Genomic DNA, 22,750 nt, shown 5'->3' with positions numbered 1-22,750 from the left:
TGGCAGACGCGTAGCGCATGCCTCGATCTGTGGGTAGCGCGCTTCAGAAATGGGTGAAGGTCAGGCCCAGCTTGTAGGTCGGGCCGTACTCTTCGTACTGGGCGTTGTAACTACGGTGGCCGGTGTAGACGAAGTACGATTCGTCCGTGAGGTTCTGCGCCTCGAAGCTCACTTGCAGGTCTTTGGTCAGCGCGTAGCGGGCGCTGAAGTCCACGAACGTCTGGGAGTCGACGTGCAGGTCGTGCGCCTTATCGTTGATGGATGCCAGTTCGTAGAGATAGGCCGACTTGTAGTTGGCCGACAGGCGCAGGCTCAACGTATCGTCCTCCCAACCCAGCATCAGGTTGCCGACAGTGTCCGACTGGTTGGGCAGGTTGATGTTGCGCTTGCGATTGACCCCACTGGCCGCGTCGAAGCCTTCGATATCGGCACTGGAACGACTGAAGGTGGTGTTGGCCCCGACCAGCAAACCGTTCCACGGCGCCGGCAGCCAATCGAATTTCTGCGAGTACGCCAGTTCCAGGCCGTAAAGCTTGGCGCTGTCACCGTTGGCAAAGGTGTGGGCCTCGGCGAAATCAGCCCAGGCGCCAGTTCCTGCGACGTCGGTGTTATAGACGAAATTCTGGATGTCCTTGTAGAACACGAATGCCGAGACCGTGCCGGCGTGGCCCATGTAGTGCTCGATGCCGAGGTCCAGGTTGCTCGACTCCAGCGGCTTGAGGTCCGGGTTGCCGAACGTGGCCTCGTCATCGTCGATGACGAACCCCGGCGCCAGTTGGCCGAATGTCGGGCGCACCACGGACTTGGTCCAGGCGGCGCGCACCTGGGTGTTTTTGTCCAACTGGTAACGCGCGTGCAACCCCGGCAGCCAGTGATGGTAGCGACGCTTGGTCTCGGTATCGCTGAACTGGCCATCGGTGGCGCCGGTGCCCTTGGCTTCGAACTCGGTGCCTTCGTAGCGCAAACCGGCGATAAAGCGCCAGTCGTCGATATCAAGGGTGTTCATCAAGTAGCCGGCGTTGATGTCTTCACGCATGCTGAAATCATTGACTCGCGACTCTGTGGCGTCATAGAAGTCCGCGGGATTCAGGCCACCGATCAGTTGCCGGATGCCGCTGCCGCTGATGCCGGGGCCGAAGCGCCCAAGGCGATAATCCACCCGGCCTTTCTGCAACTGGCCGAGGTTGAGCTGTTCGTCGGTAAACCCCAGGTCATCGAAGTCCTCATAGACCCACGCTTCCAGATCGTTGTCTTTATTGCGCCGGCTGACCTTGCCGCCGAACTTGAGCTGTGCCGCGTAGCCATTGAGGTCGTAATCACGGGCCAGGTCCAGGCGCAGGTTTTTCTCGGTGTCCTTGGTGTTCTGTTTCTCCCAGTCGACCTTGTCCAGGGTGTAGTTGTTGGCGTCATAGAAGCCCGCGCCGATGATCGGACGTGGCTTGTCCTTGTCGTAGAAACCGCTGTCGGCAAAATCACCGCCGTCGAAGGTGGCACCGGCAATGTGTGCCGGGCTGTCTTCGCTGGAACGGCTGTAGCCAGCCTGGCCGCTGAGTGTCCAGAGGCCGAACATGCGCTCGCCACCGAACACGTAGGACTGGATTTCCTGGGTTTCCTCACGCTGCTTGAGCGCGCGCTTGGCTTCGGTATCGCCCAGCTCTCCGGCGGCCAATGGGTCGGCGAACTCGAGGCTGGCGGCGTTGCGGGTCTCGCTGTCCTTGTAGCGACTGTACAGAGTGCGCAGGTAGTAGCTGCTCAGGTCGTCGGGCTTGTAATCGAAGTTCAAACCACCCCCGGCGCGTTCACGGCTGATGTCGTAGTCGCGCATCTCGAATTCATTGAGTCTGGCGCCTTGCTCGAAATCCCAGGCGCCACCGGTTTCGACGTTGTCCGAGCCGAAATCGCGCTTCTGCCAGCTCAAGGCGGCCGCCACGCCAAAGTTATCGATACCCTCGCCAAGGCTGAAGCGGTTACTGACCGCACCCGAGAACTTAGGGCTGGTCTGGCGGGTGTTCTTGTCGTAACTGGCCTCGGTACTGCCGGTGTAGAACAGCCCTTTGTGATCGAACGCCGACAGGCTTTGCACATCGACGGTGCCCCCCAGGGAGTTGGCATCCATGTCCGGGGTCAGGGTCTTGATCACTGACAGCGACTGCACCAGTTCCGACGGCAGCACATCCAGGGCCACGGCGCGACGCTCGCTTTCCGGCGAGGGTACGAGGGTACCGTTGATGGTCACGCTGTTGAGATCCGGACCAAGGCCGCGCACGCTGACAAACCGCCCTTCCCCCTGATCGCGCTCGACACTGATGCCCGGCAGGCGCTGCACGGCTTCGGCCACGTTGTCGTCCGGCAACTGCGCCACGCCGTCGGCATGCACCACGCTTTTGATGCTGTCGGAAACCCGCTGCTCCTTGAGCGCCTGATCGATGCTCGCCGCTTGGCCCACCACTTCGACGTGCTCGGTGTTGGCCACGGCGTCGGCGGCATTCAGCCGTTCGCTGGCAACCGCCAGAGCCAGGGCGGTGAGCGTGAAACTGACGAGCCCGCTGCGCTTGTACATGAAGTCTTCCCCAAGAGTCCGTTACACCAGGCAACAAGCCCGGCAACTGGGAGGGCAAGCTAGGGGGGAGGAATGACGGTTCTGTGACAGGGATTGCCGGGGTGTTGGAAAAGCCCGGAGTTTGCGGGGGTTTTGCGGTGGAATGAGCTGATATGACTCTGCTCAGCACCCCTCACCCCGGCCCTCCCGAATCGTCGGACCGCCCCAAAAGGGGCGAGGGGCCGATTCGGGGATATTGGCGATTTACATCGACCTGAGCGTGTAGCGTTGAATCCATAATCGACTGGGTTTTCCAGGTCGCAGAATTTCTGATTACACATCACTCAGTCCCCTCGCCCCTTTGGGGCGGTCCGACGATTCGGGAGGGTTAGGGTGAGGGGCTCGGCTGTTGAATCTCCCCTGCACTCCCATGAGCTGATTCGACTCCTCCCATCGTCACCCAACTGTCACATCCATCTGCTGTGCTGGCCTCCATCGCGCGACCGCCCAAGGATCCCGGCCCATGTTCTCCGTGCTCAAACCCCACCGCTGGAAACTCACCCTGCTGCTCCTCGCCGCGAACCTCGGCCTGTTGTTGCACCTGGCCTGCGGCGATTTGAAAAGCGTCAGCGAATGGGTCTGGCTGGACATCGTCGGCGAAGGTGGCACGGCCCTGCTGGCGTTGGTCTGGTTGGGGCTGGTGCTGAAGAGTCGTCCGGCGGGACGGGTCACCAACTATCTGGCGCTGGGCCTGAGCTGCATCTTTTTCTCCTGGTGGATCGACAGCCTCGACGAGTTCATCCGCCTGCCCGACAGCATCACCTGGGATCACTGGCTGGAGTCCGGGCCAATGCCGGTCGGCATGATTCTGCTGACGTTGGGCATCTATCACTGGCACCGCGAGCAATTGGCGATCAGCGCGCAAATGGAAAAACGCGAGCGGTTGTTTCGCGAACATCGCTTGTTCGACAAGCTGACGCCTCTGGGCGGCGCCGATTACCTCAAGCGGCAACTGGCCGAGACGCTCGGCAACAGCCGGGAGCACCAGCAACCTTTGTCATTGCTGGCGGTGGACCTGGACAACTTCGCGGCCATCAATCACGCCTACGGGCATGCCGAGGGTGATGCGGTGCTGCAAGCCCTCAGCCATTTGTTGTTGCTGAACTTGCGGCGCCAGGACCTGGTGTGCCGGCTGGCCGGTGATCGATTTGTGGTGTTATTGCCGCACACCGGTGAGCGTCAGGCACAGCTGCTCGCCGCAGAGCTGCAACACGCGGTGGGCAGCCTGGCGCACAAGACCCGGCAACACGGTGAGCGCTTGCAACTGTCGGCCACCACCGCCGTGGTCATGGCGCTGGAGGAGACGCCCGAAGCGTTGCTCAAACGCTTGAACCTGGCGCTGGCACGCGCCAAGCAGCCCCTGGCAAAAACCGCCTGAGGCCCGGCCATGACCCTGAAAACCACTTGGTATGAGGCCGACAGTCGATTTATCGCCGGCCATTACCAGCCGGCGATGCTGATCGACCTGGCGCTGTCACGGGACATCGACAGTCACCGTCTGTTGCGCGGCACGGGACTGTTCCATGAGGACGTCCTGGCCGGCAGCGCCCGTCTGAGCCCGCAACAATTTCTGGCGCTGATCGGCAACAGCCGACGCCTGCTGGAGGCCGATGACAGCAGTTTTCTGTTCGGGCAACGCTTGCTACCGGGGCACTACGGCGCCGCCAGCCATGCCTTGGGTCACGCACAAAACCTGCATCAGGCCATCGATACCTTGCTGGAGCAGCAAATACTGCTCAGCCCTCTGGTAACACCGCAACTGCTACTGGACGAACACCACGCGTATTTGTTCTGGCGTGACAGTTGCGGGGCCGGCGAACACTGGCGTTTTCTGCTCGAAGCCAGCATGACGTCAATGGTCGCGATGAGCCAATGGCTCAGTGGCCAGCGCCTGCCTTGGGAGTGCCATTTCAGCCATGCGCAGCCGCGTTATGTCGAACAGTATTGGGTGCATCTGGGCGAGCAGACGCGCTTCGAGCGACCGCTGGACATGATGTGCATCGAGCGCCGGTTTCTCTCTCAGACCTGGCCCGGCGCATCAGCCACCGCCGGTCAGGTCGCCCGTCAACAGGCACGCGAGCAGATCGAGCAACTGGGCTTCGCTACCAGTTTGCTCGACTGTCTGTACCAGTACCTGCAATCCCATGTGCGCCAGCCACCCAGCCTGGAACAGGCGGCCCAGGATTTCGCCATGAGCCTGGCGACCCTCAAGCGCAAACTGCACAAGCACCACACTGGCTACCAACAGCAGGTCGACCGAGTGCGCAAACATGTGGCGCTGTATCTGTACCAGGTCAAGGGCTTGAACAATGAAGAAGTGGCGGCGTACCTGAACTTCAGCGATGCGGCGAATTTCCGGCGTTCATTCAAGCGCTGGACCGGCAGTACGCCAAGCCTGATCCGCCAATTATTATCGTAGCAGCGGTTCAACCAGTTGCTCGCGCAGATACTCCACCAGCGCCTGCACCGGCCGCGAACCTTGACGGTGTTGGGGATACACCGCCGAGAGGGTCAGCGGCTCGGGCGCAAAATCCTCCAGCAGCGTCACCAGTTGGCCCGTTTGCAGGGCGTGACCGACGATAAAGGTCGGTAGATAAGTGACACCCAGCCCGGCGATGGCCGTGTCGCGCAGCAACTCACCGTTATTGACCCGCATGCGCCCGCTGACATTCAGGCTCTGCAGCTTGCCCTTGACCTGAAAGCGCCACTGCACCTGGCGGCTATGGCCGTACGGCAGGCACTGATGATCGACCAATTCTTCGGGAGTGAGCGGTGTACCCTGTGCGGCCAGATACGCCGGGCTGGCGCAATAGACCCGCTGGATACTCGCGATGCGGCGCGCAATCAGGGTCGAGTCTTCCAGCGTGCCGATGCGCAGGACCAGGTCGTAACCCTCGCTGATCAAGTCGACCGGACGATCACTCAAGTCCACTTCCACCGACACCTGCGGGTAACGCTGCAAAAACCGCGGCAGCAGGCAGCCGAGGTGCGCCATCGCAAACGACAGCGGCGCGCTCAAACGAATCGTGCCCCGGGGTTCACTGTTTTGGCCACTGATGCCCTGCTCCACTTGCTCGACTTCACTGAGCAGGCGCAAGGCGGATTCGTAATAACTTTGGCCCAGCGGCGTCACATCCAGACGGCGTGTGGAGCGATTGAGCAGGCGCACGCCCAGGCGATCTTCCAACTGGATCAGACGGCGACTGATAAATTGCTTGGACAGGCCCAACTGCTCAGCGGCGGCCGTGAAGCTGCCGGACTCCATGACCTGACAGAACAGGCGCATGTCTTCAAAGGGGTTCATTGTCGCGTCTCGGTGGACATTTGGCTGTTTTATAGCCGCTCAGTCATGAAACCACAACCGAACGTTCCCGCACGGAACGCGGGAACGAGCATCTCCGGATGTGCAGCGCCAGGTTACTTGGCGGTAAACGCCGAGTCACTGTTCATCAGGTTGCGGTAGTTGGGAATGCGCGACGACAACACGTTAGCCAGGCCTTCCCTGTCATTGCGCCAGTCAATTTGCAACTCGCAGGCTACCGAGAACCCGTTGACCATTTGCGCACCGGCTGCGGTCATGCGCGCCCAGGCGGCTTGTTGCACCGCCTCGTTGAAGGTGCCGGAAGCGTCGGTCACAACGAACACTTCGAAACGTTCGGCCAGGGCTGACAGGGTCGGGAATGCCACACATACATCGGGGCACCGGTGCAAATCGAGCCGAAACGCCGGGGCCGAACTCGGTGTCGAGGGTCAGAATGCGGTAGTGATCGGCGGGTTCAAGGTAACGATTGGCGATGGAAAACACTTCCAGCGGGCCGGCCATGTCCAGCAACAGGAAATCGGGAAACAACAGCATGGCTACAGTTTTCATAGGCAAGCACATTCCAGCCCTGGGGAAAGTCAGGTGGACATTATCGCTGACAACGAGACGCCAGCACAGCACGTTGTCAACCATAAAGAGACAGTAATTCGCTTTTCATCCTCTTAATCAACCCGACAATAACCATTAATCTTCTTCTCAACCCAGGAGCCCTGCATACCGCAGTCCGCTCCCCTTGAGGAGAAGACACCATGCTGACCCTTCGCAAAGCTCACGAACGCGGCGCCGCCGATCACGGCTGGCTGAAGTCATTCCACACGTTTTCGTTCGCCAACTACTGGAACCCCAATGAGCAGGGTTTTTCCGACCTGCTGGTGATCAACGATGACCGGGTCGCCGCCGGCAAGGGTTTCGGCCAACACCCGCACCGCGACATGGAGATCTTTTCGTATGTGCTCGAAGGTGCGCTGGAACACAAGGACACCCTGGGCACCGGCTCGGTGATCCGTCCCGGCGACGTGCAACTGATGAGCGCCGGCAGCGGCGTGGCCCACAGTGAGTTCAACCACAGCCAGACGCGTGGCGTGCACTTCCTGCAAATCTGGATCGTACCAGCGGTGGCCGGCGCTGAACCGCGCTATCAACAGGAGCACTTCAGCGAGGCACAGAAACGTGGACGCCTGCAGTTGATTATCTCGCCGGACGGCGCCGCAGGCTCACTCAGCGTGCGCCAGGACGCCCGCGTCTACGCCGGACTGTTCAACGGCGCCGAAGCGGCCACGCTGGCCCTGGCAGCGGATCGCCACGCCTACATCCATGTGGCACGGGGCAGTCTTGAGGTCAACGGCCAACGCCTGGGCGAAGGCGACGGTGCCCGAGTGCGCGATGAGCAAGAAATCCGCTTGAGCGGCGGCGATGACGCCGAGGTGCTGGTATTCGACTTGCGCCCCAATGACCTGCCGCGGATGCCGTGATGCGTTTGCGATGACCCGTGATCCGGGTCATCGCTGGCGTCGATAGTCACCATCAGCCCAATGAAGTTCTCATAAAAAAACCACCGCGTAACATTCATTCCATACCCAATCACAACACCCGGAGCACACCACCATGAAACGCCAAATCATCCTCAGCCTAGCTTTTTCGGTACTCGCAGCCAACGCTTTCGCCCACCCTGTTGTCGCTGAAGGCGGCGCGGATCGCCTGATCGACAATCGTGTCGCCGAAGGCGGTGCGGAACGCCTGATGGAACGTCGTGTTGCCGAAGGTGGCTCGGAACGCCTGATGGAACGTCGTGTTGCCGAAGGCGGCTCGGAACGTCTGATGGAACGTCGTGTTGCCGAAGGTGGCTCGGAACGTCTGATGGAACGTCGTGTTGCCGAAGGCGGCTCGGAACGCCTGATGGAACGTCGTGTTGCCGAAGGTGGCTCGGAACGCCTGATGGAACGTCGTGTTGCCGAAGGTGGTGCGGATCGCCTGCTGGGTAGCCACATCTGATCCGACGTCGTTCCCCCCCTCCAAACCGGCCTGATCAGCCGGTTTTTTTCGTCTGCCACACGGTAAACCGCTGAAACTGTCCGCAGTCGGTGATCAAGCGTGCCTTTTAATCCCAGCGCACCGTTGCAGCGGCCCTCGCGCAAAACGCAGTATTCTGGAAGCCGCGTACCCGGTGGTCTGGGTCTGTTGGGAGGCGGCCTGTGGCTGGCGGCCCGCAGTCCCGTAGGCGATCGCCTGCTCTACGCTCAACACAACGTACGCTCCAGCGCTCTTTTCCAGGCGCTGTAATGCGTCTCCATCGACGCCTCGGTTTCAGGTTCGAACCGCTCACGCGGGCGCTCCAACTGTGCCAGGGCCTCATCATCGGACCAGATCCCCAGCGCCCGCCCTGCCAGATGCGCCGCGCCCAACGCCGAGACTTCCGGCGACAGGCTACGCACCACCGGGCATTGCAACAGGTTCGCCAGGAACTGCATCAACCAGCGATTACGCGTGGCGCCACCGTCCACCCACAAGGCCGTCATCGGGCTGCCGGTGTCTTGTTGCATGGCATCAAACACATCCCGAATCTGATAGCCGATGGACTCCAGAGAAGCCCGCAGGATATGCGCCCCGGAAGTCGCTTCCGTCAGCCCGCAGATCAGGCCGCGCGCTTGCGCTTGCCAATGAGGTGCACCGAGGCCAGACAGCGCCGGGACAAAATAGACACCACCATTGTCAGGCAATTGCGCCGCCTGCTCGGTCAACTGGTCAAGGGACTCCCCTGCCACCAGGCGCGAGGCCCACTGCACAGCGGCGCCGGTATGAACGATATTGCCTTCCATGGCATAAGTCGGCGCAGTGCCGTCGTGCCATGCCAACGTGGTGGACAAGCCATGGGTCGAGGCAATCGGCCCGCTCATTGGCGTCATCAATGAAGTGCCCGTCCCCAGCGTGGCCTTGACCAACCCCGGTACAAAACCACCTTGCCCGTAGAGTGCAGCATGGGAGTCGCCGATCATCGCCATCACCGGGATACCGGCTGGCAGGCGCCCAGTGGCCACGGTTTCGGCAAAGAATCCCGCACTCGGCTGAATCCTGGGCAAGGCGGCCAGCGGAATGGCAAACAGCACCAGCAACTCCGGATCCCAAGCCTGTGTGTGCAAGTTGAACAGTTGGGTGCGGGCCGCGTTGGAGTAATCAGTGGCAAACACCTGGCCGCCACTGAGCTTGTAGAGTAACCAGCTGTCGACGGTACCGAGGCAAATTTCACCGGCGGCGGCACGGGCGTGGCCCTGTTCAAGGTGATCGAGAATCCAGCGCATTTTTCCAGCAGAAAACATCGGGTCAAGCGCCAGGCCGGTCTTGGCCAGCACACTGGCTTGGGCACCTTGTGCGTGCAGTTGGGCACACAGCGGCGTCGAGCGCCGGCATTGCCAACTGATGCATGGCGACAGCGCTTCGCCCGTGCGGCGGTCCCAGGCGACAACCGATTCACGCTGGTTACTGATCGCAACGGCGCTCAGTGGACGATCGATTCCGGACAGGCACTCGTCAATCGCCGCCAGGGTGTTGGCCCAGATCTGCTCCGGGTCCTGCTCGGAAAAGCCGTCCTGGGGGTGACTCAGGCTCAAGGGCCGCGAGCCCCGGGCAATCACCTGCCCGAGCTCGTTGACCAGCACCGCCTTGGCGTTGCTGGTGCCTTCGTCGATCGCCAGGATCAGTGGAGTCAGTTCGTTCATTCAGGTCACCGCAACCGAGTGGCAGCCGCCACAATCCCAGTCGCGTCGATGCAATGCAAGGCGCGAGTCGGTTCTCGTGCGCCGGCGGCGGCGTACTCGCCATCAGCAATGCCCAGGCGGATCAACGGCACGCCCAACCCGGCTTCGGCCATGACTTCGGCCACCAGGCTGCCGAGGCCGCCGTTGATGTTGTGTTCCTCCACCGTCACGACGCCGCGCGTGCTCTTGAGGGCACTGAGCAAGACATCCCGCTGCAAGGGACGGATCGACGACAGGTTGATGACCTGGGCCTGGATGCCCTGCTCGGCCAATCGCGCCGCAGCGTCAACCGCTTCGTGCACCACCGAACCGAGGGCGACGATAGTGACGTCCGCGCCTTGGCGCAGCACATCGACCTGCCCCGGCACAAAGCGGTAGGCGGCGTCGTGGAGGTCCGGCAAGGCTTTGCCATCAAGCCGGATATAAACCGGGCCTTGATGACGCAAGGCATAGTCGACGATCTGCCGGCACTCAGCGGCGTCCGCCGGAGCAAAAATCTGCACATGGCCAAAACCACGCATTACCGAAATGTCATCAAGGCTGTGATGGGTACTGGCCAACGGGCCGTAGCTGGTGCCAGCGTTGAGGCCAAACATCTTCACATTGGCCTGGTTGTAGCAAACGTCAACCTTGATTTGCTCGTTGGCTCTGGAAATCAGGAAGGGTGCGGCATTGCAGGTCGCCGCAATCTTGCCTCCCAATGCCAGGCCAGCGGCGACACTGACCAGGGACTGCTCGGCAATCCCGACGTTGATCAGGCGCTCCGGAAACCGTTGCGCGAACGGACCGATCTTGGCCGTGGAGGTCGAGTCGCTGACCACCGGCACCACATCGAGGCCGGCATCGACGGCAGCAATAAAGGCCTCAACCATGACACTCGCCAAATGTTCACTCGCCATGACTCAACTCCTCCAGTGCCGCGATGATTTCATCACCCTTGGGCACGCGGTGGTGCCATTCGGGACGGGCTTCGATAAACGACACGCCCTTGCCCTTGATCGTGTGGGCAATTAGCACCTGGGGGGCGCCGGTACGGCTCTGCATCGCCTCCAGGGACTCGATCAACTGCGCCACGTCATTACCGTCACACTCACTGACGGAAAATCCGAAGGCGGCCCATTTCACATCCAGCGGGTCGAGGGGCATGATGTCTGCAGTCAGGCCGGCCAACTGCAACTTGTTCTTGTCGACGATCACAAACAGGTTATCCAGACCGTACTTGGCCGCCGCCATCGCTGCTTCCCAGTTTGAGCCTTCCGCCAGCTCACCATCGCCGGTCAGCACATAGATGCGCTTTTTACTGCCGGACATTTTCGCCGCCAACGCCAGCCCGACGGCCACCGGCAAACCGTGCCCGAGGGCGCCAGTGTTAAGTTCGATGCCGGGGGTTTTCTGGCGCACCGGATGGCCCGGCAGGTGCGAGTTGAAGTGCTGATAAGTCGCCAGCCACTCCTCTGGAATGTAGCCCGCCTGCGCCAGGCAGCAATACAAGCCACCGACGCCGTGCCCCTTGCTCTGGATATAGATATCGCGCTCAGGGTCCTCGGTACGTTCGGGGTCAGTATTGAGGATGCGAAAATACAAGGTGGCGAGGATGTCGCTTTCAGAGAGGTCGGCACCGGTGTGGCCACCGGCCGGCGAATCGGCATTCAAACGAATCACGTTCCGCCTGATCAGGCGGGCCTGTTCTTTGATCTGGAGGGCGTCGTACTGGAAGGCATTCATGCAGCGGCTCCTGTGAGGCTGACCACGCGAGGTGAAAGTGTTCAAGGCTGGCTTTTGAATATTTATTCAGCAGTGACAATATATTTCTATTTAGGCGCCGTTCACACGCCGGGTCAAGAGGCCGTCGGGACAAAACTAAAATAAATCGCCATGGAGCGCCTCGGACAGACGGTGAAAATCCTGCACAAAAGGCTCTGGAATAGCGCGTTGAGAACGATCAGAGCGCCCACTGCAGAGAATTGAAGAAAATTAAAGCGCTTGACTTTGAGGCCGTCCCACTGGAGTCTGAATTAACAGTCAGGCATGCATATATATTCAAAGCACCATGACGACCTCCAAAAAAATAAATCAGGAGAACCACGTGGACGCCAAAGCCTCGGTCCATCAGGCTGATCTCAAGCCGACCCGCCGCCCCAGGCTGGTCAAATTGCTCCCCAGCAACATCGGCGGCCCGCTGATTGGCCTGGCCCTGCTGGTGCTGGTTTTCTCCTTCAGTTCCGAATATTTCTTCTCACTGCGCAATGGCCTGAACATCCTCGATCAGGTCACCGTGCTGGGCATCCTCGCCATCGGCATGACCGCCGTGATCGTGATTGGCGGTATCGATTTGTCGGTGGGCTCGGTGCTGGCCTTCTCGATGATGATGCTCGGTTGGCTGTATCAGGACCAGGCGGTACCGCTGGGGTTAGCCATCCCGATCGCGATTGCCACCGGCATGCTCGCGGGGCTGGTCAGCGGCGCATTGATCACCTACGCCAAGTTGCCGCCCTTTATCGCCACCTTGACCATGATGTCGGTGGCACGCGGACTGGCGAATATTCTCACTGAAGGCCGGCAGATTGTCGGCTACCCCGAGTGGTTCACCAACCTGGCCACGGTGCGCCACTTTGGCTTTCTGTCAGCCACGGTCGGGTTGCTTCTGATTCTGCTAGCAGTGGCCTGGGTGTTCCTGCGCTTTCGCGCCGGTGGACGCAACCTCTACGCCATTGGTGGCAGTCCGGAAGTGGCGCGCCTGTCGGGCATCAAGGTACGGGCGATTACTTTGTGGGTGTACGCCATCAGCGGCGCCCTGGCCGGGATCGCAGCGGTGACCATGGCCGCCCGCCTCGACTCTTCGCAACCCAGCGCCGGGCTGACCCTGGAGCTGGACGCCATTGCCGCCGTGGTGATTGGCGGCGCCAGCCTCAGCGGCGGCGTCGGCAGTGTCGGCGGCACCCTGGTGGGTGTGCTGATCATCGGTGTATTGCGCAACGGTCTTAACCTGCTGGGGGTTTCCCCATTCATTCAACAAGTGGTGATTGGTGTGGTGATTGCCCTGGCCGTGACCATCGACACCCTGCGCCGCCGCTCCAGTACCGCTCGCTGACACACGCTTTATCGCTGATCGAAAGTTGACACCCTCAAACAATAAAATCAGGAGTCACCGACATGTTCATCACCAAGAAATTGCTACTCGCCACCGCTTTCGCCGCTGCAACACTGGGCAGCGTCGGCACCACTTGGGCCAAGGACCTGGCCATCGGCCTGGCCGTGGCCAACCTGCAGGCGGACTTCTTCAACCAGATCAAACAATCGGTGGAAGCCGAGGGCACGGCCAAGGGCGTCAAGGTGATTACCGTTGACGCCCAGGGCAACTCCTCGACGCAGGTCAGCCAGATTGAAGACTTGATCACCCGCCAGATCGACGTGCTGATCTACATCCCGGCCGGCGCCACCGCTGCCGGTGTTCCGGTCCGTGCGGCCAAGGCCGCGGGGATTCCAGTGATCGCCGTGGATCGCAACGCCCCGGATGCACCGGGTGACACATTTATCGCCAGCGACAGCGTTGCCGGTGCCAAGACCCTGGCCGAATACGTCGGCAAAGTCACCGAGGGCAAGGGGCGTATTGCGATCCTCCAGGGCCAACTGGGCACCACCCCGGAAAATGATCGGGCCAAGGGTTTCCAGGAAGGTTTGAAAGCCTTCCCAGGGCTTGAGGTGGTCGCCGAACAACCGGCCGAATGGGCTCAGGACAAAGGCTTCGCCGTGGCCCAGGACCTGCTCCAGCGTGACCCGAACATTACCGTGTTCTTCGGCCGGGCCGATGCCATGGCACTGGGGGCCGCACAAGCGGTAAAAGTCGGCAACCTCGATCACAACGTCGTCGTGGTTGGCTTTGATGGCGATGTCGCCGGGCTCAAGGCCGTGCAAAGCGGCGTGTTGAACGCGACCATGACCCAACAGACACAAAAGATGGGGCGCCTGGCCGTCGCCTCGGCTATTGACCTGAAAGCCGGCAAGACAGTGCCCAAGGAGCAACTGCTGGAAACCGTGTTGACCACCAAAGACAACGTCGCGCCTTTCCTGCTACAGCATCCCTAAGCCTGGAGTCTGATCATGCAAGCCGCCATGCAAGCCGCGCAGGATACCCCCGCCGCGCAACCGGACGCCGTGCTCTGCCTGCGCAACATCGGCAAGGCCTACGGCCCGGTGCAGGTGCTGTCCCAGATCAATGTCGAGATTCGCCCCGGTGAAGTATTGGCCTTGCTTGGCGAGAACGGCGCCGGCAAGTCGACCTTGTCGTCGATAATTGCCGGCGTGGTGCAACCCGATGCCGGCGGGTCGATGAGCTGGCTCGGCAAACCCTATGCGCCGGCCTCCCCCGGCGCGGCGCTGGGGGGTTGGTATCGGCCTGATTCACCAGGAAATCCGCTTGTTGCCGCAGTTGTCGATTGCCGAGAATATTTTTGTCGGCCGCCTGCCCATGCGTCACGGTCGGGTCGATCGCGCCTACATCGAAGCCCAGGCGCAGATTCAATTGCAACGCCTGGGCCTGAATGTGCCAGCGTCGCGCAAAGTCGAAGGCCTGAGTGTCGCCGCCCAGCAACTGGTGGAAATCGCCAAGGCGCTGACCCTCAAGGCGCGATTGCTGATCCTCGACGAACCCACCGCTGCTCTGGGGAGTGAAGAAACCGAGCTGCTGTTCCAGCAGGTCGAACGGCTCAAGGCCGAAGGCGTGTCTTTCATCTACATCAGCCATCGACTGGAAGAAATCGCGCGTATCGCCGACCGCATTCTGGTGCTGCGCGACGGGCGCCAGATTGCCTTGCACGTCAGCGCCCAGGTGCCGGTACGCGAGTTGGTGGAGCAAATGGTCGGGCGCAGCCTGGAGCGAATTTTCCCGACCCTGCACGCGCCTCGCGAAGCTGTCATGTTGCAGGTCAAAAACCTGACCTGCCGCGAGTTTGCGTTGCACGGCATTGATTTCAGCGTGCGTGCCGGTGAGGTGTTTGGCATTGCCGGGGTGGTCGGCGCCGGACGTACCGAGTTGGTGCGCACCATCGCCGGTGCAGCCCAGGACATTCAGGGCCATATGCAACTGGACGGTGAAGTCCGCCGCCTGCGCTCCCCCTGCGAAGCGATTCAGGCCGGTGTGGTGCTGGTGCCCGAAGACCGCAAGCAACAAGGCGTGGTGGTCGAGCATCGCATCGAAGACAACCTGATGTATGGCAATACTGATCTGTTGAATAAAAGCGGTTGGGTGATCCCCGGCCGCTTGCGCGAGTTTGCCCAGGCAGCGGTGGCACGACTGGGTGTCAAGGGTGCACCGCAGCAGCGAATTTCCAGCCTGTCCGGCGGTAACCAGCAGAAAGTGATTATTGCCAAATGGCTGGCGCGCAACCCCAAGGTGTTCATTCTGGATGAGCCGACCCGAGGTATCGACGTCGGCGCTCGTGCCGCGATTTATGAAGTGATCGCCGACCTCGCAGCCAAGGGTATGGCGGTGATTGTCGTCAGCTCCGACCTCGATGAAGTGCTGGGATTGTCGCATCGGGTGATGGTGATGAGCCGTGGACGGCAGATGGGAATACTCGAACGTGGCCAAGCAACACCGGTGTCGGTGATGGAGATGGCCACCGCTTGAGCAGCGGTAAACCTGCGTAGCGAAAACAATCAAACACTATCAATGGGTTAGAGGCAGAGTACAGTCATGCAACTTTTCAGTCTCAAAGACCAGGTCGCCTTCGTCACCGGCGCTGGCAGCGGTATCGGCCAGGCCATCGCCGTGGGGCTGGCTGAAGCCGGTGCCGATGTGGCCTGCTTCGACCTGCCAGGCAGCCCTGGCATCCGCAGCACCGTGGAACGCATCGAAGCGCTCGGGCGCAAAGGCTTGGCCCTCGCCGGCAGCGTCACCGACCGCAACGAACTGGACGCCGCCATCGCTCACACCGAGAAGGTCCTGGGCGACCTCGCCGTTGCGGTCAATTGCGCCGGCATCGCCAATGCCCAGGCCGCCGAAGACCTGGAGCTGGAGCGCTGGAAAAGCATGATGGACATCAACCTCACCGGGGTTTTCCTCAGTTGCCAGGCCCAGGCCGCCGTGATGTTGCCTCGGGGCAAAGGCGCCATCGTCAACATCGCCTCGATGTCCGGCAGTATCGTCAACCGTGGCCTGTTGCAAGCCCACTACAACGCCTCCAAGGCCGGCGTGATCCACCTGAGCAAAAGCCTGGCGATGGAATGGGCCGACAAGGGTCTGCGGGTCAATTGCATCAGCCCTGGCTACACCGCTACCCCGATGAACTCACGGCCCGAAGTTGCCGACCAGGTAAAGATTTTCGAACAGACCACCCCCATGGGTCGCATGGCCAGCGTGGACGAAATGGTCGGCCCGGCGATTTTTCTCGCCAGCCAGGCGTCATCTTTCTGCACCGGCGTCGACCTGTTGGTCGATGGCGGTTTTGTCTGCTGGTAAACCGGAGCCCCGATCATGTCTCAACGTTTTAGCGGTAAAACCGTAGTCATCACCGGCGCCTGCCGTGGCATCGGTGCCGGCATTGCCGAGCGCTTTGCCCAGGAAGGCGCCAATCTGGTGTTGGCCTCCAACGACCTGGAGCGCGTGACCTTCACTGCCGAACAATTGATCAACGAGTATTCGGTCGAGGCGCTCGCCCTAGCGATCGACGTCACCCACGAAAGCGATATCGAAAAACTCTACCGCGACGCTCATGCGCGCTTCGGCAGCATCGACGTGTCGGTGCAGAACGCCGGCATCATCACCATCGATCACTTTGACAAGATGCCCCGCGCCGACTTCGACAAGGTACTGCAGGTCAACACCACCGGCGTCTGGCTCGGTTGCCGGGAAGCGGCCAGGTACATGGTCAAGCAAGGCAGCGGCCGCCTGATCAATACCTCCTCCGGCCAGGGTCGCCAGGGCTTTATCTACACCCCGCACTATGCCGCCAGCAAGATGGGGGTGATTGGCATCACCCAAAGCCTGGCACTGGAACTGGCGCGGCACAACATCACGGTCAACGCGTTCTGCCCCGGCATCATCGAAAGCGAGATGTGGGACTACAACGACCGCGTCTGGGGCGAAATCCTGAGCACTGACGAAAAACGCTATGGCAAGGGCGAACTGATGGCCGAATGGGTCAAGAACATACCACTGCGCCGCGCCGGAAAACCCTCGGATGTTGCGGGCCTGGTGGCGTTCCTGGCCTCGGATGACGCGGCGTACCTCACGGGCCAGGCAATCAATATCGACGGCGGCCTGATCATGTCGTAACGAGCAGCGCCGGTTTGGTATCCTCACCGGCATTGTTGTCATGCCCTCACGATAAGGAGCCAGAGGTCTTCATGAGCCAGATCGAAGAACAGCGCTTGATCACCAAGATCGCCAGCCTCTATTACGAGGAAGGGCTCAAGCAGTCCGAGATCTCCGAACAGCTCGACTTGTCCCAGTCGTTTATCAGCCGCGCGCTGCGCCGGGCATTGCAGGAAGGCGTGGTGAAAATCAGCGTGATGCGCCTGCAAGGGCTGCACCTGGAGCTCGAAAACCAGTTACAGCGTCGTTACGGTGTGCGCCGGGTGATCGTGGTGGAAGCCACCGAACCCGGCAACGATGAAAGCATCAAGCAGGCGATCGGCTCAGCTGCCGCACATTATCTGGAAACTAGCCTGTCGCCCCAGGATCACATCGGGATCTCGTCGTGGAGCAGCACCATTCGCGCCATGGTCGGCCATCTGCATGCGCAACCGGGCAAACAAGGCGCCGAGGAGGTGGTACAACTGCTGGGCGGTGTAGGCAACAAAGGCGCGTTCGAAGCCACTTTGCTGACCCAGCGCCTGGCCACCCTGCTCAACTGCCCGGCGTTCCTGCTGCCATCGCAAAGCATTGAGCAATCGGTGCAAAGCAAGCAGCGCATCATCCAGATGGAAGAGGTCAAGGAGGTGCTGAACCGCTTTGACAGCATCACCCTGGCAATTGTCGGCATCGGTGACCTGGAGCCCTCGCAACTGTTGCGCAACAGTGGCAATTACTACACCGAAGATATGCTGCACCTGTTGGCTGAACGCGGAGCGGTGGGTGATATCTGCCTGCGCTATTTCGACACCGAGGGTCGTCCGGTGCTGGACGAAGATGAAGAATTCGTCGTATCCGTGACCTTGCCCAAGTTGCGCTCGATCCAGCGCGTGCTAGGTCTGGCCGGCGGGCTAAACAAGGTCCAGGCCATTCGTGGCGCACTCAAGGGCGGCTACCTGGACATACTGATCACCGACCTGGACACCGCCCGGGCGTTAAACAATTGACCCTTATTGGAGACTGCTTGCCATGACCTCAAAACTGGAACAACTCAAACAGTTCACCACCGTGGTCTGCGACACCGGTGACCTGGAAGCCATCTCCCGCCTGCGCCCGGTCGACGCCACCACCAACCCTTCCCTGCTGCTCAAGGCCTCGGCCATCGAACATTACGGCGATATCCTGCGCAGCTCCGTCGACCTGGCCAAGGGCGACCTGGGCCTGGCGTGCGATCAATTTTCGGTGGCGGTGGGCTGTGGCATTCTCAAGGTGATTCCGGGGCGCATCTCCACCGAGGTCGACGCACGCCTGTCCTTCGACGAAAACGCGCTGTGGGCCAAGGCCAATCAGTTGATCGAGCTGTATGACAAGGCCGGTGTCGGCCGCGACCGGGTGCTGATCAAACTGGCCTCCACCTGGGAAGGCATCCGTACCGCCGAGCGCCTGGAAAAAGTCGGGATCCAAACCAACCTGACCCTGCTGTTCTCCTTCGCCCAGGCCCAAGCCTGTGCCGATGCCGGGGTGTTTCTGATTTCGCCGTTCGTGGGCCGCATCTACGACTGGTACCGCAAGAACACCGGCCTGGACTACACCGGTGCGGAAGACCCTGGCGTGCAATCGGTGACGCGGATCTACAATTACTACAAGGCCAACGACATTCCTACCGTGGTCATGGGTGCCAGCTTCCGCACCCTGAGCCAGATCGAACAACTGGCCGGTTGCGACCGCCTGACCATCAGCCCCGAGTTACTGCAACAACTGGAGGCTGATCAGGGCACCTTGCAACGCAGACTGCTGCCGGGGGCTGCCGGTGAACCGCGCGCGCATCTCAACGAGGCGCAATTTCGCTGGGCCTCAAATGAAGATGCGATGGCCACCGAAAAGCTCGCCGAAGGAATCCGTCAGTTCGCGCGGGATCAGGAAAAGCTGGAGGCGGTGTTGGCCGCGTTATGACAACCACTGCCAGCACGCCGCTGCACCAACCTCGGCCCCTGGTGTTCCTGGCTTACCCGCAAATGGGCCTGCTGGACTTGACGGGCGCCCAGACGGTCTTCTGGGCGGCCACCAAGGCCATGGCCGAGCGTGGCCTGCCCGGCTACGCCCTGCACACCGCCAGCCTGCAAGGCGGCCTGGTACCGACGGCCGAGGGTTTGAGCGTCGACACCGTGGCGCTGGCGCGATTCGACGAGACAGCGATCCACACGCTCATCGTGCCGGGCGCGCCTGACATCCGCCAGGCGCTGGTGGAGGGTGTCGAACTGGTTGGTTGGCTGCGCAGCGCATCCACTCGGGCCGGGCGCACCGCTTCGGTATGCAGCGGTACCTTTTTGCTGGCCCAAGCCGGGTTGCTGGAGGGCCGTCGCGCCGCAACCCACTGGGCGATGTGCGAGATGCTCAAGAGCGACTTCCCGGACATCGAGGTGGATGTCGACGCGATCTTTATCCAGCAGGGCAATGTCTGGACTTCGGCAGGTGTCAGCGCCGGCATCGACCTGGCTCTGGCGCTGGTGGAAGCCGACTGCGGCCGCGAGGTGGCGTTGCAAGTGGCCAGGGAACTGGTGGTATTCCTCAAACGCCCCGGAGGCCAGGCGCAGTTCAGCCAACAACTGCAAGCCCAGACTCACGACAGCGCGGGCTTCGACGACTTGCATCTCTGGCTGGCCGACAACCTGCGAGACACGCGCCTGACGGTCGATCGCCTGGCCGAGCACAGCCGCATGAGCCCCCGCAACTTCGCCCGCGTCTACAAGCAAAAGACCGGACGCACGCCGGCCAAGACCATCGAACTGTTGCGCGTGGAAGCCGCGCGGCGTTTATTGGAGGAGTCCGAGCGCAACATCGACCAGATCGCACAGCTCTGTGGTTTTGGCGATGAAGAACGCATGCGTCACACCTTCCATCGCCACCTGGCCATCTCTCCCCGCGACTATCGCGAACGCTTCTCGCGCTGACACGCTCAAGATTGGCAGTAATTCAGGGCTATGTGTCCTTTGAGACAAAAATCGATGCCTCTACAGTATCCGGTGACGCCTTGCGGCCTCGGAAAATGTATCGACTTTGCTTTCGGAGCACTCCCATGAAACAACATATCCTGATTATCGGCGCCGGATTCGGCGGTGTATGGAGCGCGTTGAGCGCCGCGCGCCTGCTGGACAAACACCAGCGCAACGACGTGCAGATCAGCGTACTTGCGCCCCAGGCCGAGCTGCGCATACGCCCGCGTTTTTACGAAGCCGATGTGCACACCATGCGGGCGCCGCTGGACAGCCTGTTTGACTCGGTGGGCGTGCATTTTATCGAGGGCGTGGCCGACAGCATTGACGTCGTCGGCAAGCAAGTGGCTTACCGCACGGCCACCGGCACCACCACAACCCTCGACTATGACCGCCTGGTATTGGCCGCCGGCAGCCAGGTGATTCGCCCAGCCCTGGAAGGCATGGTCGAACATGCCTTCGATGTCGACCAGATCGAAGAGGCTTCGCGCCTGGAAGCGCATATCAAGTCCTTGAAAAACCGTCCCGACAGCGCTGCGCGTAATACCGTGGTGGTGGCCGGCGGTGGATTTACCGGCATCGAAACCGCCACCGCAATGCCTGCCCGCCTGCGCGCGGTCCTGGGAGACGACGCGGATGTGCGGGTGATTGTGGTGGATCGCAGCCCGCAGATTGCCGCGTCGATGGGTGACGGCATCCGTCCTTCAATCATTGAGGCGAGCAAACAGTTAGGTATCGAATGGATCGTCAATGCCTCTGTCGCGTCGGTGGATGCCGACGGTGTGACCCTGGCGGATGGCCAGCGCATTGAGTCAAACACAGTGATCTGGACCGTCGGCTTTCGCGCCAACCCTCTGACGGAGCAGTTCACCGGGCCTCGCGATGCCCTGGGACGCCTGCATGTCGATGAGCACTTGAAGGTACGCGGCCTGAGCGATGTATTCGCCGCAGGAGATGTCGCGTACGCCGCCACGGATGAACTGGGTAACTTTGCCGGCATGTCGTGCCAGCACGCCATCGCCCTGGGCCGCTACGCGGGTAACAACGTCGCGGCTGACTTATTGGGGATGGCACCGATGACTTACAGCCAGCCCAAGTATGTGACGTGCCTGGATCTTGGTGGCTGGGGAGCGGTGTATACCGAAGGGTGGGACCGCCAGTTGAAGTTGGTTGGACGGGAGGCCAAGGAGCTCAAGACGCAGATTAATACAGTGTGGATTTACCCGCCGGTGGCGGAGCGAGCTGTGGCGTTGGCTGCGGCGGATCCTCTGATTCCGGTGGCATGAGTCTGAGGGCGGCTATCCCGCCCCTACGGCCAGCCCCCTCACCCTAACCCTCTCCCAGAGGGCGAGGAGACTGACCGAGGGATATTGATGGTTTACTGCGACCTGAAAGATCGGCTTTGAATCCACACTCAAAACGGTCGTTCAGGTCGCCCAGTTTCTCAGCACACTTCGGTCAATCCCCTCGCCCCCGTTGGGTGAGGGCTAGGGTGAGGGGGAGTTCTCAAGCCAACCAAAAATCATCGTCCCCCACCCTGCCCAAACCGATAAATCGCCAAGCAATACCCCCCCAGAGCCATCACCGCCAACCCGCCGCCCGCCGCTCCAATCCAGGCAAACCCGAAGTGTCCACCCACCCAACTCCCCAACAACGCCCCACCACCAATCCCGATATTGTAAATCCCGGAAAACATCGCCATTGCCACATCAGTGGCATCCGGTGCCAGCACCAGCACTTTCGACTGCAAGGCCAGGCCAAACGCCATAATCGCCATGCCCCAGAACACACTCAACCCCACCAAATACGAAACATCACCACTGAGCGGCAACAGCAACCCCAGGCACAGCGCTAGGACGGACACGGCGATGACCAGGAATCGATAGGGATTGAAACGATGCAACAGACTGAATAACAGCGAACCGATGATGCCTGCACCGCCAAACACCAGCAGCACCAGGGTCACGACGCTCCCCCCGAGACCCGCGACACGCTCGACGAAAGGCTCAATGTAGCTATAGGCGGTGAACTGCGCAGTCACCACCAAGGCGGTCAACATATAGAGCGCCACCAGCGCCGGGCGTTTGAACAGCAGCGGCAGGCTGCGTAACGAACCCGAGTTCTGGCTGGGCAGCAACGGCAAGGTGCGCGCCAGCCAAAACACCAGCGCGGCAGCGAACGCGGCGATCACCAAAAACGTGGTGCGCCAGCCCATGGCTTCACCCAGCAGACGTCCCAGCGGAATCCCCAACACCATCGCCAGCGACGTACCGGTGGCGAGCAAGCCAAGGGCCTGGACCTGCTTGCCCTGCGGTGCCAGACGCACGGCCAGGGACGCGGTAATGGACCAGAACAGCGCATGGGACAGCGCAATACCAATCCGACTGACCATCAATAAACCGAAGCTGTTGGCCACGCTGGACAGTATGTGACTGGCAATGAACATGCCGAACAGCACGATCAATAACTTGCGCCGCTCAACGTTCCGGGTCAGCAACATCACCGGCAGCGACGTCAACGACACCACCCAGGCATAGATGGTCAGCATCAACCCGACGTTGGCAATCGGCATAGCGAAGCTGGCACCGATGGCACTGAGCAAGCCGACCGGGACAAATTCGGTGGTATTGAAAACAAAGGCCGCCAGCGCGAGAGCGATGACCGGTTGCCAGTTAGCTTGAGGTGTTGCGGCGCAGGTGCTCATTGACGGGTCGTTTTACTCTGTTACGCGCGGTCCTGGAGGCCCGATGCCAGCCCAGGAGCAGCGCGCAAAAATAGTAACACGATGGT

General features: G+C 61.1%; 18 protein-coding genes and 3 pseudogenes. 13 read left to right on the top strand and 8 right to left on the bottom strand.

From position 1 onward, the window contains the following. Positions 1-43: 43 nt before the first annotated feature. Positions 44-2,560: a TonB-dependent receptor gene (locus BLU75_RS08220; protein WP_084377903.1), complete on the bottom strand. Its 2,517-nt coding sequence runs from the start codon at positions 2,558-2,560 to the stop codon at positions 44-46. 502 nt (positions 2,561-3,062) lie between these two features. Between BLU75_RS08220 and BLU75_RS08215 the strand changes: the two genes are divergently transcribed. Continuing rightward, positions 3,063-3,977, top strand: a complete 915-nt coding sequence (locus tag BLU75_RS08215) for a GGDEF domain-containing protein (RefSeq protein ID WP_084377905.1) — start codon at positions 3,063-3,065, stop codon at positions 3,975-3,977. Between the two features lie 9 nt (positions 3,978-3,986). Next, on the top strand, positions 3,987-5,018 hold the full coding sequence (locus BLU75_RS08210) for an AraC family transcriptional regulator (RefSeq protein ID WP_084377907.1): 1,032 nt from the start codon (positions 3,987-3,989) through the stop codon (positions 5,016-5,018). Here BLU75_RS08210 and BLU75_RS08205 read toward each other — a convergent pair. From BLU75_RS08205 to BLU75_RS27200, 3 genes and pseudogenes are all read right to left on the bottom strand, one after another. Beyond that, a complete protein-coding gene (locus BLU75_RS08205) occupies positions 5,010-5,903 on the bottom strand; it encodes a LysR family transcriptional regulator (RefSeq protein WP_084377909.1) in 894 nt (297 codons plus the stop codon). The two genes, BLU75_RS08210 and BLU75_RS08205, sit on opposite strands and share 9 nt — an antisense overlap. Before the next feature lie 113 nt (positions 5,904-6,016). Then, positions 6,017-6,295: pseudogene (locus BLU75_RS08200) on the bottom strand (isochorismatase family protein); the annotation flags it as partial. A gap of 34 nt (positions 6,296-6,329) precedes the next feature. Continuing rightward, positions 6,330-6,470, bottom strand: a pseudogene (locus BLU75_RS27200) (AraC family transcriptional regulator); the annotation flags it as partial. 200 nt (positions 6,471-6,670) lie between these two features. Here BLU75_RS27200 and BLU75_RS08195 point away from each other — a divergent pair. Further along, positions 6,671-7,393 (top strand): pirin family protein, encoded by a 723-nt coding sequence (locus tag BLU75_RS08195; protein ID WP_084377911.1) that lies wholly within the window; start codon positions 6,671-6,673, stop codon positions 7,391-7,393. 133 nt (positions 7,394-7,526) lie between these two features. Beyond that, complete coding sequence (locus BLU75_RS08190) at positions 7,527-7,913, top strand: hypothetical protein (protein WP_084377913.1); 387 nt, start codon at positions 7,527-7,529, stop codon at positions 7,911-7,913. A gap of 245 nt (positions 7,914-8,158) precedes the next feature. On the opposite strand, the gene BLU75_RS08185 is transcribed toward BLU75_RS08190, so the two are convergent. From BLU75_RS08185 to BLU75_RS08175, 3 genes are read right to left on the bottom strand one after another with little or no spacing between them, the layout of a single operon-like run. Beyond that, positions 8,159-9,634, bottom strand: a complete 1,476-nt coding sequence (locus BLU75_RS08185; RefSeq protein ID WP_084377915.1) for an FGGY family carbohydrate kinase — start codon at positions 9,632-9,634, stop codon at positions 8,159-8,161. 5 nt (positions 9,635-9,639) lie between these two features. Then, complete coding sequence (locus tag BLU75_RS08180) at positions 9,640-10,572, bottom strand: transketolase family protein (protein WP_084377917.1); 933 nt, start codon at positions 10,570-10,572, stop codon at positions 9,640-9,642. After that, positions 10,562-11,398, bottom strand: a complete 837-nt coding sequence (locus BLU75_RS08175; RefSeq protein WP_084377918.1) for a transketolase — start codon at positions 11,396-11,398, stop codon at positions 10,562-10,564. Before BLU75_RS08175 ends, BLU75_RS08180 begins: the two co-directional genes overlap by 11 nt. A 361-nt stretch (positions 11,399-11,759) precedes the next feature. Between BLU75_RS08175 and BLU75_RS08170 the strand changes: the two genes are divergently transcribed. The 9 genes and pseudogenes from BLU75_RS08170 to BLU75_RS08130 all read left to right on the top strand — a co-directional run bounded on the left by BLU75_RS08170 (position 11,760) and on the right by BLU75_RS08130 (position 21,246). Next, positions 11,760-12,764: an ABC transporter permease gene (locus tag BLU75_RS08170; protein ID WP_084377919.1), complete on the top strand. Its 1,005-nt coding sequence runs from the start codon at positions 11,760-11,762 to the stop codon at positions 12,762-12,764. A gap of 62 nt (positions 12,765-12,826) precedes the next feature. Further along, complete coding sequence (locus BLU75_RS08165; protein WP_084377920.1) at positions 12,827-13,759, top strand: sugar ABC transporter substrate-binding protein; 933 nt, start codon at positions 12,827-12,829, stop codon at positions 13,757-13,759. A 27-nt stretch (positions 13,760-13,786) separates the two neighbouring features. Then, positions 13,787-15,302: pseudogene (locus BLU75_RS28095) on the top strand (sugar ABC transporter ATP-binding protein). Between the two features lie 66 nt (positions 15,303-15,368). Next, the gene (locus BLU75_RS08155) at positions 15,369-16,133 is read left to right on the top strand and encodes an SDR family oxidoreductase (protein WP_084377921.1); all 765 of its coding nucleotides are present in this window, start codon (positions 15,369-15,371) and stop codon (positions 16,131-16,133) included. Positions 16,134-16,148: 15 nt separating this feature from the next. Further along, positions 16,149-16,949 (top strand): SDR family oxidoreductase, encoded by an 801-nt coding sequence (locus BLU75_RS08150; protein WP_084377922.1) that lies wholly within the window; start codon positions 16,149-16,151, stop codon positions 16,947-16,949. A gap of 71 nt (positions 16,950-17,020) precedes the next feature. After that, entirely contained in the window at positions 17,021-17,974 is a 954-nt protein-coding gene (locus tag BLU75_RS08145; protein ID WP_084377923.1) for a sugar-binding transcriptional regulator, read from the top strand. Positions 17,975-17,996: 22 nt separating this feature from the next. Continuing rightward, positions 17,997-18,920, top strand: coding sequence for a transaldolase (gene tal, locus BLU75_RS08140; protein ID WP_084377924.1), 924 nt, complete (start codon positions 17,997-17,999; stop codon positions 18,918-18,920). Continuing rightward, positions 18,917-19,918 (top strand): GlxA family transcriptional regulator, encoded by a 1,002-nt coding sequence (locus BLU75_RS08135; RefSeq protein WP_084377925.1) that lies wholly within the window; start codon positions 18,917-18,919, stop codon positions 19,916-19,918. Before tal ends, BLU75_RS08135 begins: the two co-directional genes overlap by 4 nt. Positions 19,919-20,043: 125 nt before the next feature. Next, positions 20,044-21,246, top strand: a complete 1,203-nt coding sequence (locus BLU75_RS08130) for an NAD(P)/FAD-dependent oxidoreductase (protein WP_084377926.1) — start codon at positions 20,044-20,046, stop codon at positions 21,244-21,246. 236 nt (positions 21,247-21,482) lie between these two features. Here the strand turns inward: BLU75_RS08130 and BLU75_RS08125 are convergent, their stop codons facing one another. Next, positions 21,483-22,664, bottom strand: a complete 1,182-nt coding sequence (locus tag BLU75_RS08125) for a sugar transporter (RefSeq protein WP_090221410.1) — start codon at positions 22,662-22,664, stop codon at positions 21,483-21,485. Positions 22,665-22,750: the final 86 nt, after the last annotated feature.

It is taken from the genome of Pseudomonas mucidolens (genome assembly GCF_900106045.1).
GTDB classification, from domain to species: domain Bacteria; phylum Pseudomonadota; class Gammaproteobacteria; order Pseudomonadales; family Pseudomonadaceae; genus Aquipseudomonas; species Aquipseudomonas mucidolens.
The sequence above is the reverse complement of the archived record's forward strand: the minus strand, read 5'-3'. Positions and strand labels throughout refer to the sequence as shown.

What these genes read in the sequence shown, in the direction of transcription:
- BLU75_RS08220 (WP_084377903.1), bottom strand. Translation starts at nt 2,560, where the DNA reads ATGTACAAGCGCAGCGGGCTCGTCAGTTTCACGCTCACCGCCCTGGCT.
- BLU75_RS08215 (WP_084377905.1), top strand. Translation starts at nt 3,063, where the DNA reads ATGTTCTCCGTGCTCAAACCCCACCGCTGGAAACTCACCCTGCTGCTC.
- BLU75_RS08210 (WP_084377907.1), top strand. Translation starts at nt 3,987, where the DNA reads ATGACCCTGAAAACCACTTGGTATGAGGCCGACAGTCGATTTATCGCC.
- BLU75_RS08205 (WP_084377909.1), bottom strand. Translation starts at nt 5,903, where the DNA reads ATGAACCCCTTTGAAGACATGCGCCTGTTCTGTCAGGTCATGGAGTCC.
- BLU75_RS08195 (WP_084377911.1), top strand. Translation starts at nt 6,671, where the DNA reads ATGCTGACCCTTCGCAAAGCTCACGAACGCGGCGCCGCCGATCACGGC.
- BLU75_RS08190 (WP_084377913.1), top strand. Translation starts at nt 7,527, where the DNA reads ATGAAACGCCAAATCATCCTCAGCCTAGCTTTTTCGGTACTCGCAGCC.
- BLU75_RS08185 (WP_084377915.1), bottom strand. Translation starts at nt 9,634, where the DNA reads ATGAACGAACTGACTCCACTGATCCTGGCGATCGACGAAGGCACCAGC.
- BLU75_RS08180 (WP_084377917.1), bottom strand. Translation starts at nt 10,572, where the DNA reads ATGGCGAGTGAACATTTGGCGAGTGTCATGGTTGAGGCCTTTATTGCT.
- BLU75_RS08175 (WP_084377918.1), bottom strand. Translation starts at nt 11,398, where the DNA reads ATGAATGCCTTCCAGTACGACGCCCTCCAGATCAAAGAACAGGCCCGC.
- BLU75_RS08165 (WP_084377920.1), top strand. Translation starts at nt 12,827, where the DNA reads ATGTTCATCACCAAGAAATTGCTACTCGCCACCGCTTTCGCCGCTGCA.
- BLU75_RS08155 (WP_084377921.1), top strand. Translation starts at nt 15,369, where the DNA reads ATGCAACTTTTCAGTCTCAAAGACCAGGTCGCCTTCGTCACCGGCGCT.
- BLU75_RS08150 (WP_084377922.1), top strand. Translation starts at nt 16,149, where the DNA reads ATGTCTCAACGTTTTAGCGGTAAAACCGTAGTCATCACCGGCGCCTGC.
- BLU75_RS08145 (WP_084377923.1), top strand. Translation starts at nt 17,021, where the DNA reads ATGAGCCAGATCGAAGAACAGCGCTTGATCACCAAGATCGCCAGCCTC.
- tal (WP_084377924.1), top strand. Translation starts at nt 17,997, where the DNA reads ATGACCTCAAAACTGGAACAACTCAAACAGTTCACCACCGTGGTCTGC.
- BLU75_RS08135 (WP_084377925.1), top strand. Translation starts at nt 18,917, where the DNA reads ATGACAACCACTGCCAGCACGCCGCTGCACCAACCTCGGCCCCTGGTG.
- BLU75_RS08130 (WP_084377926.1), top strand. Translation starts at nt 20,044, where the DNA reads ATGAAACAACATATCCTGATTATCGGCGCCGGATTCGGCGGTGTATGG.
- BLU75_RS08125 (WP_090221410.1), bottom strand. Translation starts at nt 22,664, where the DNA reads ATGAGCACCTGCGCCGCAACACCTCAAGCTAACTGGCAACCGGTCATC.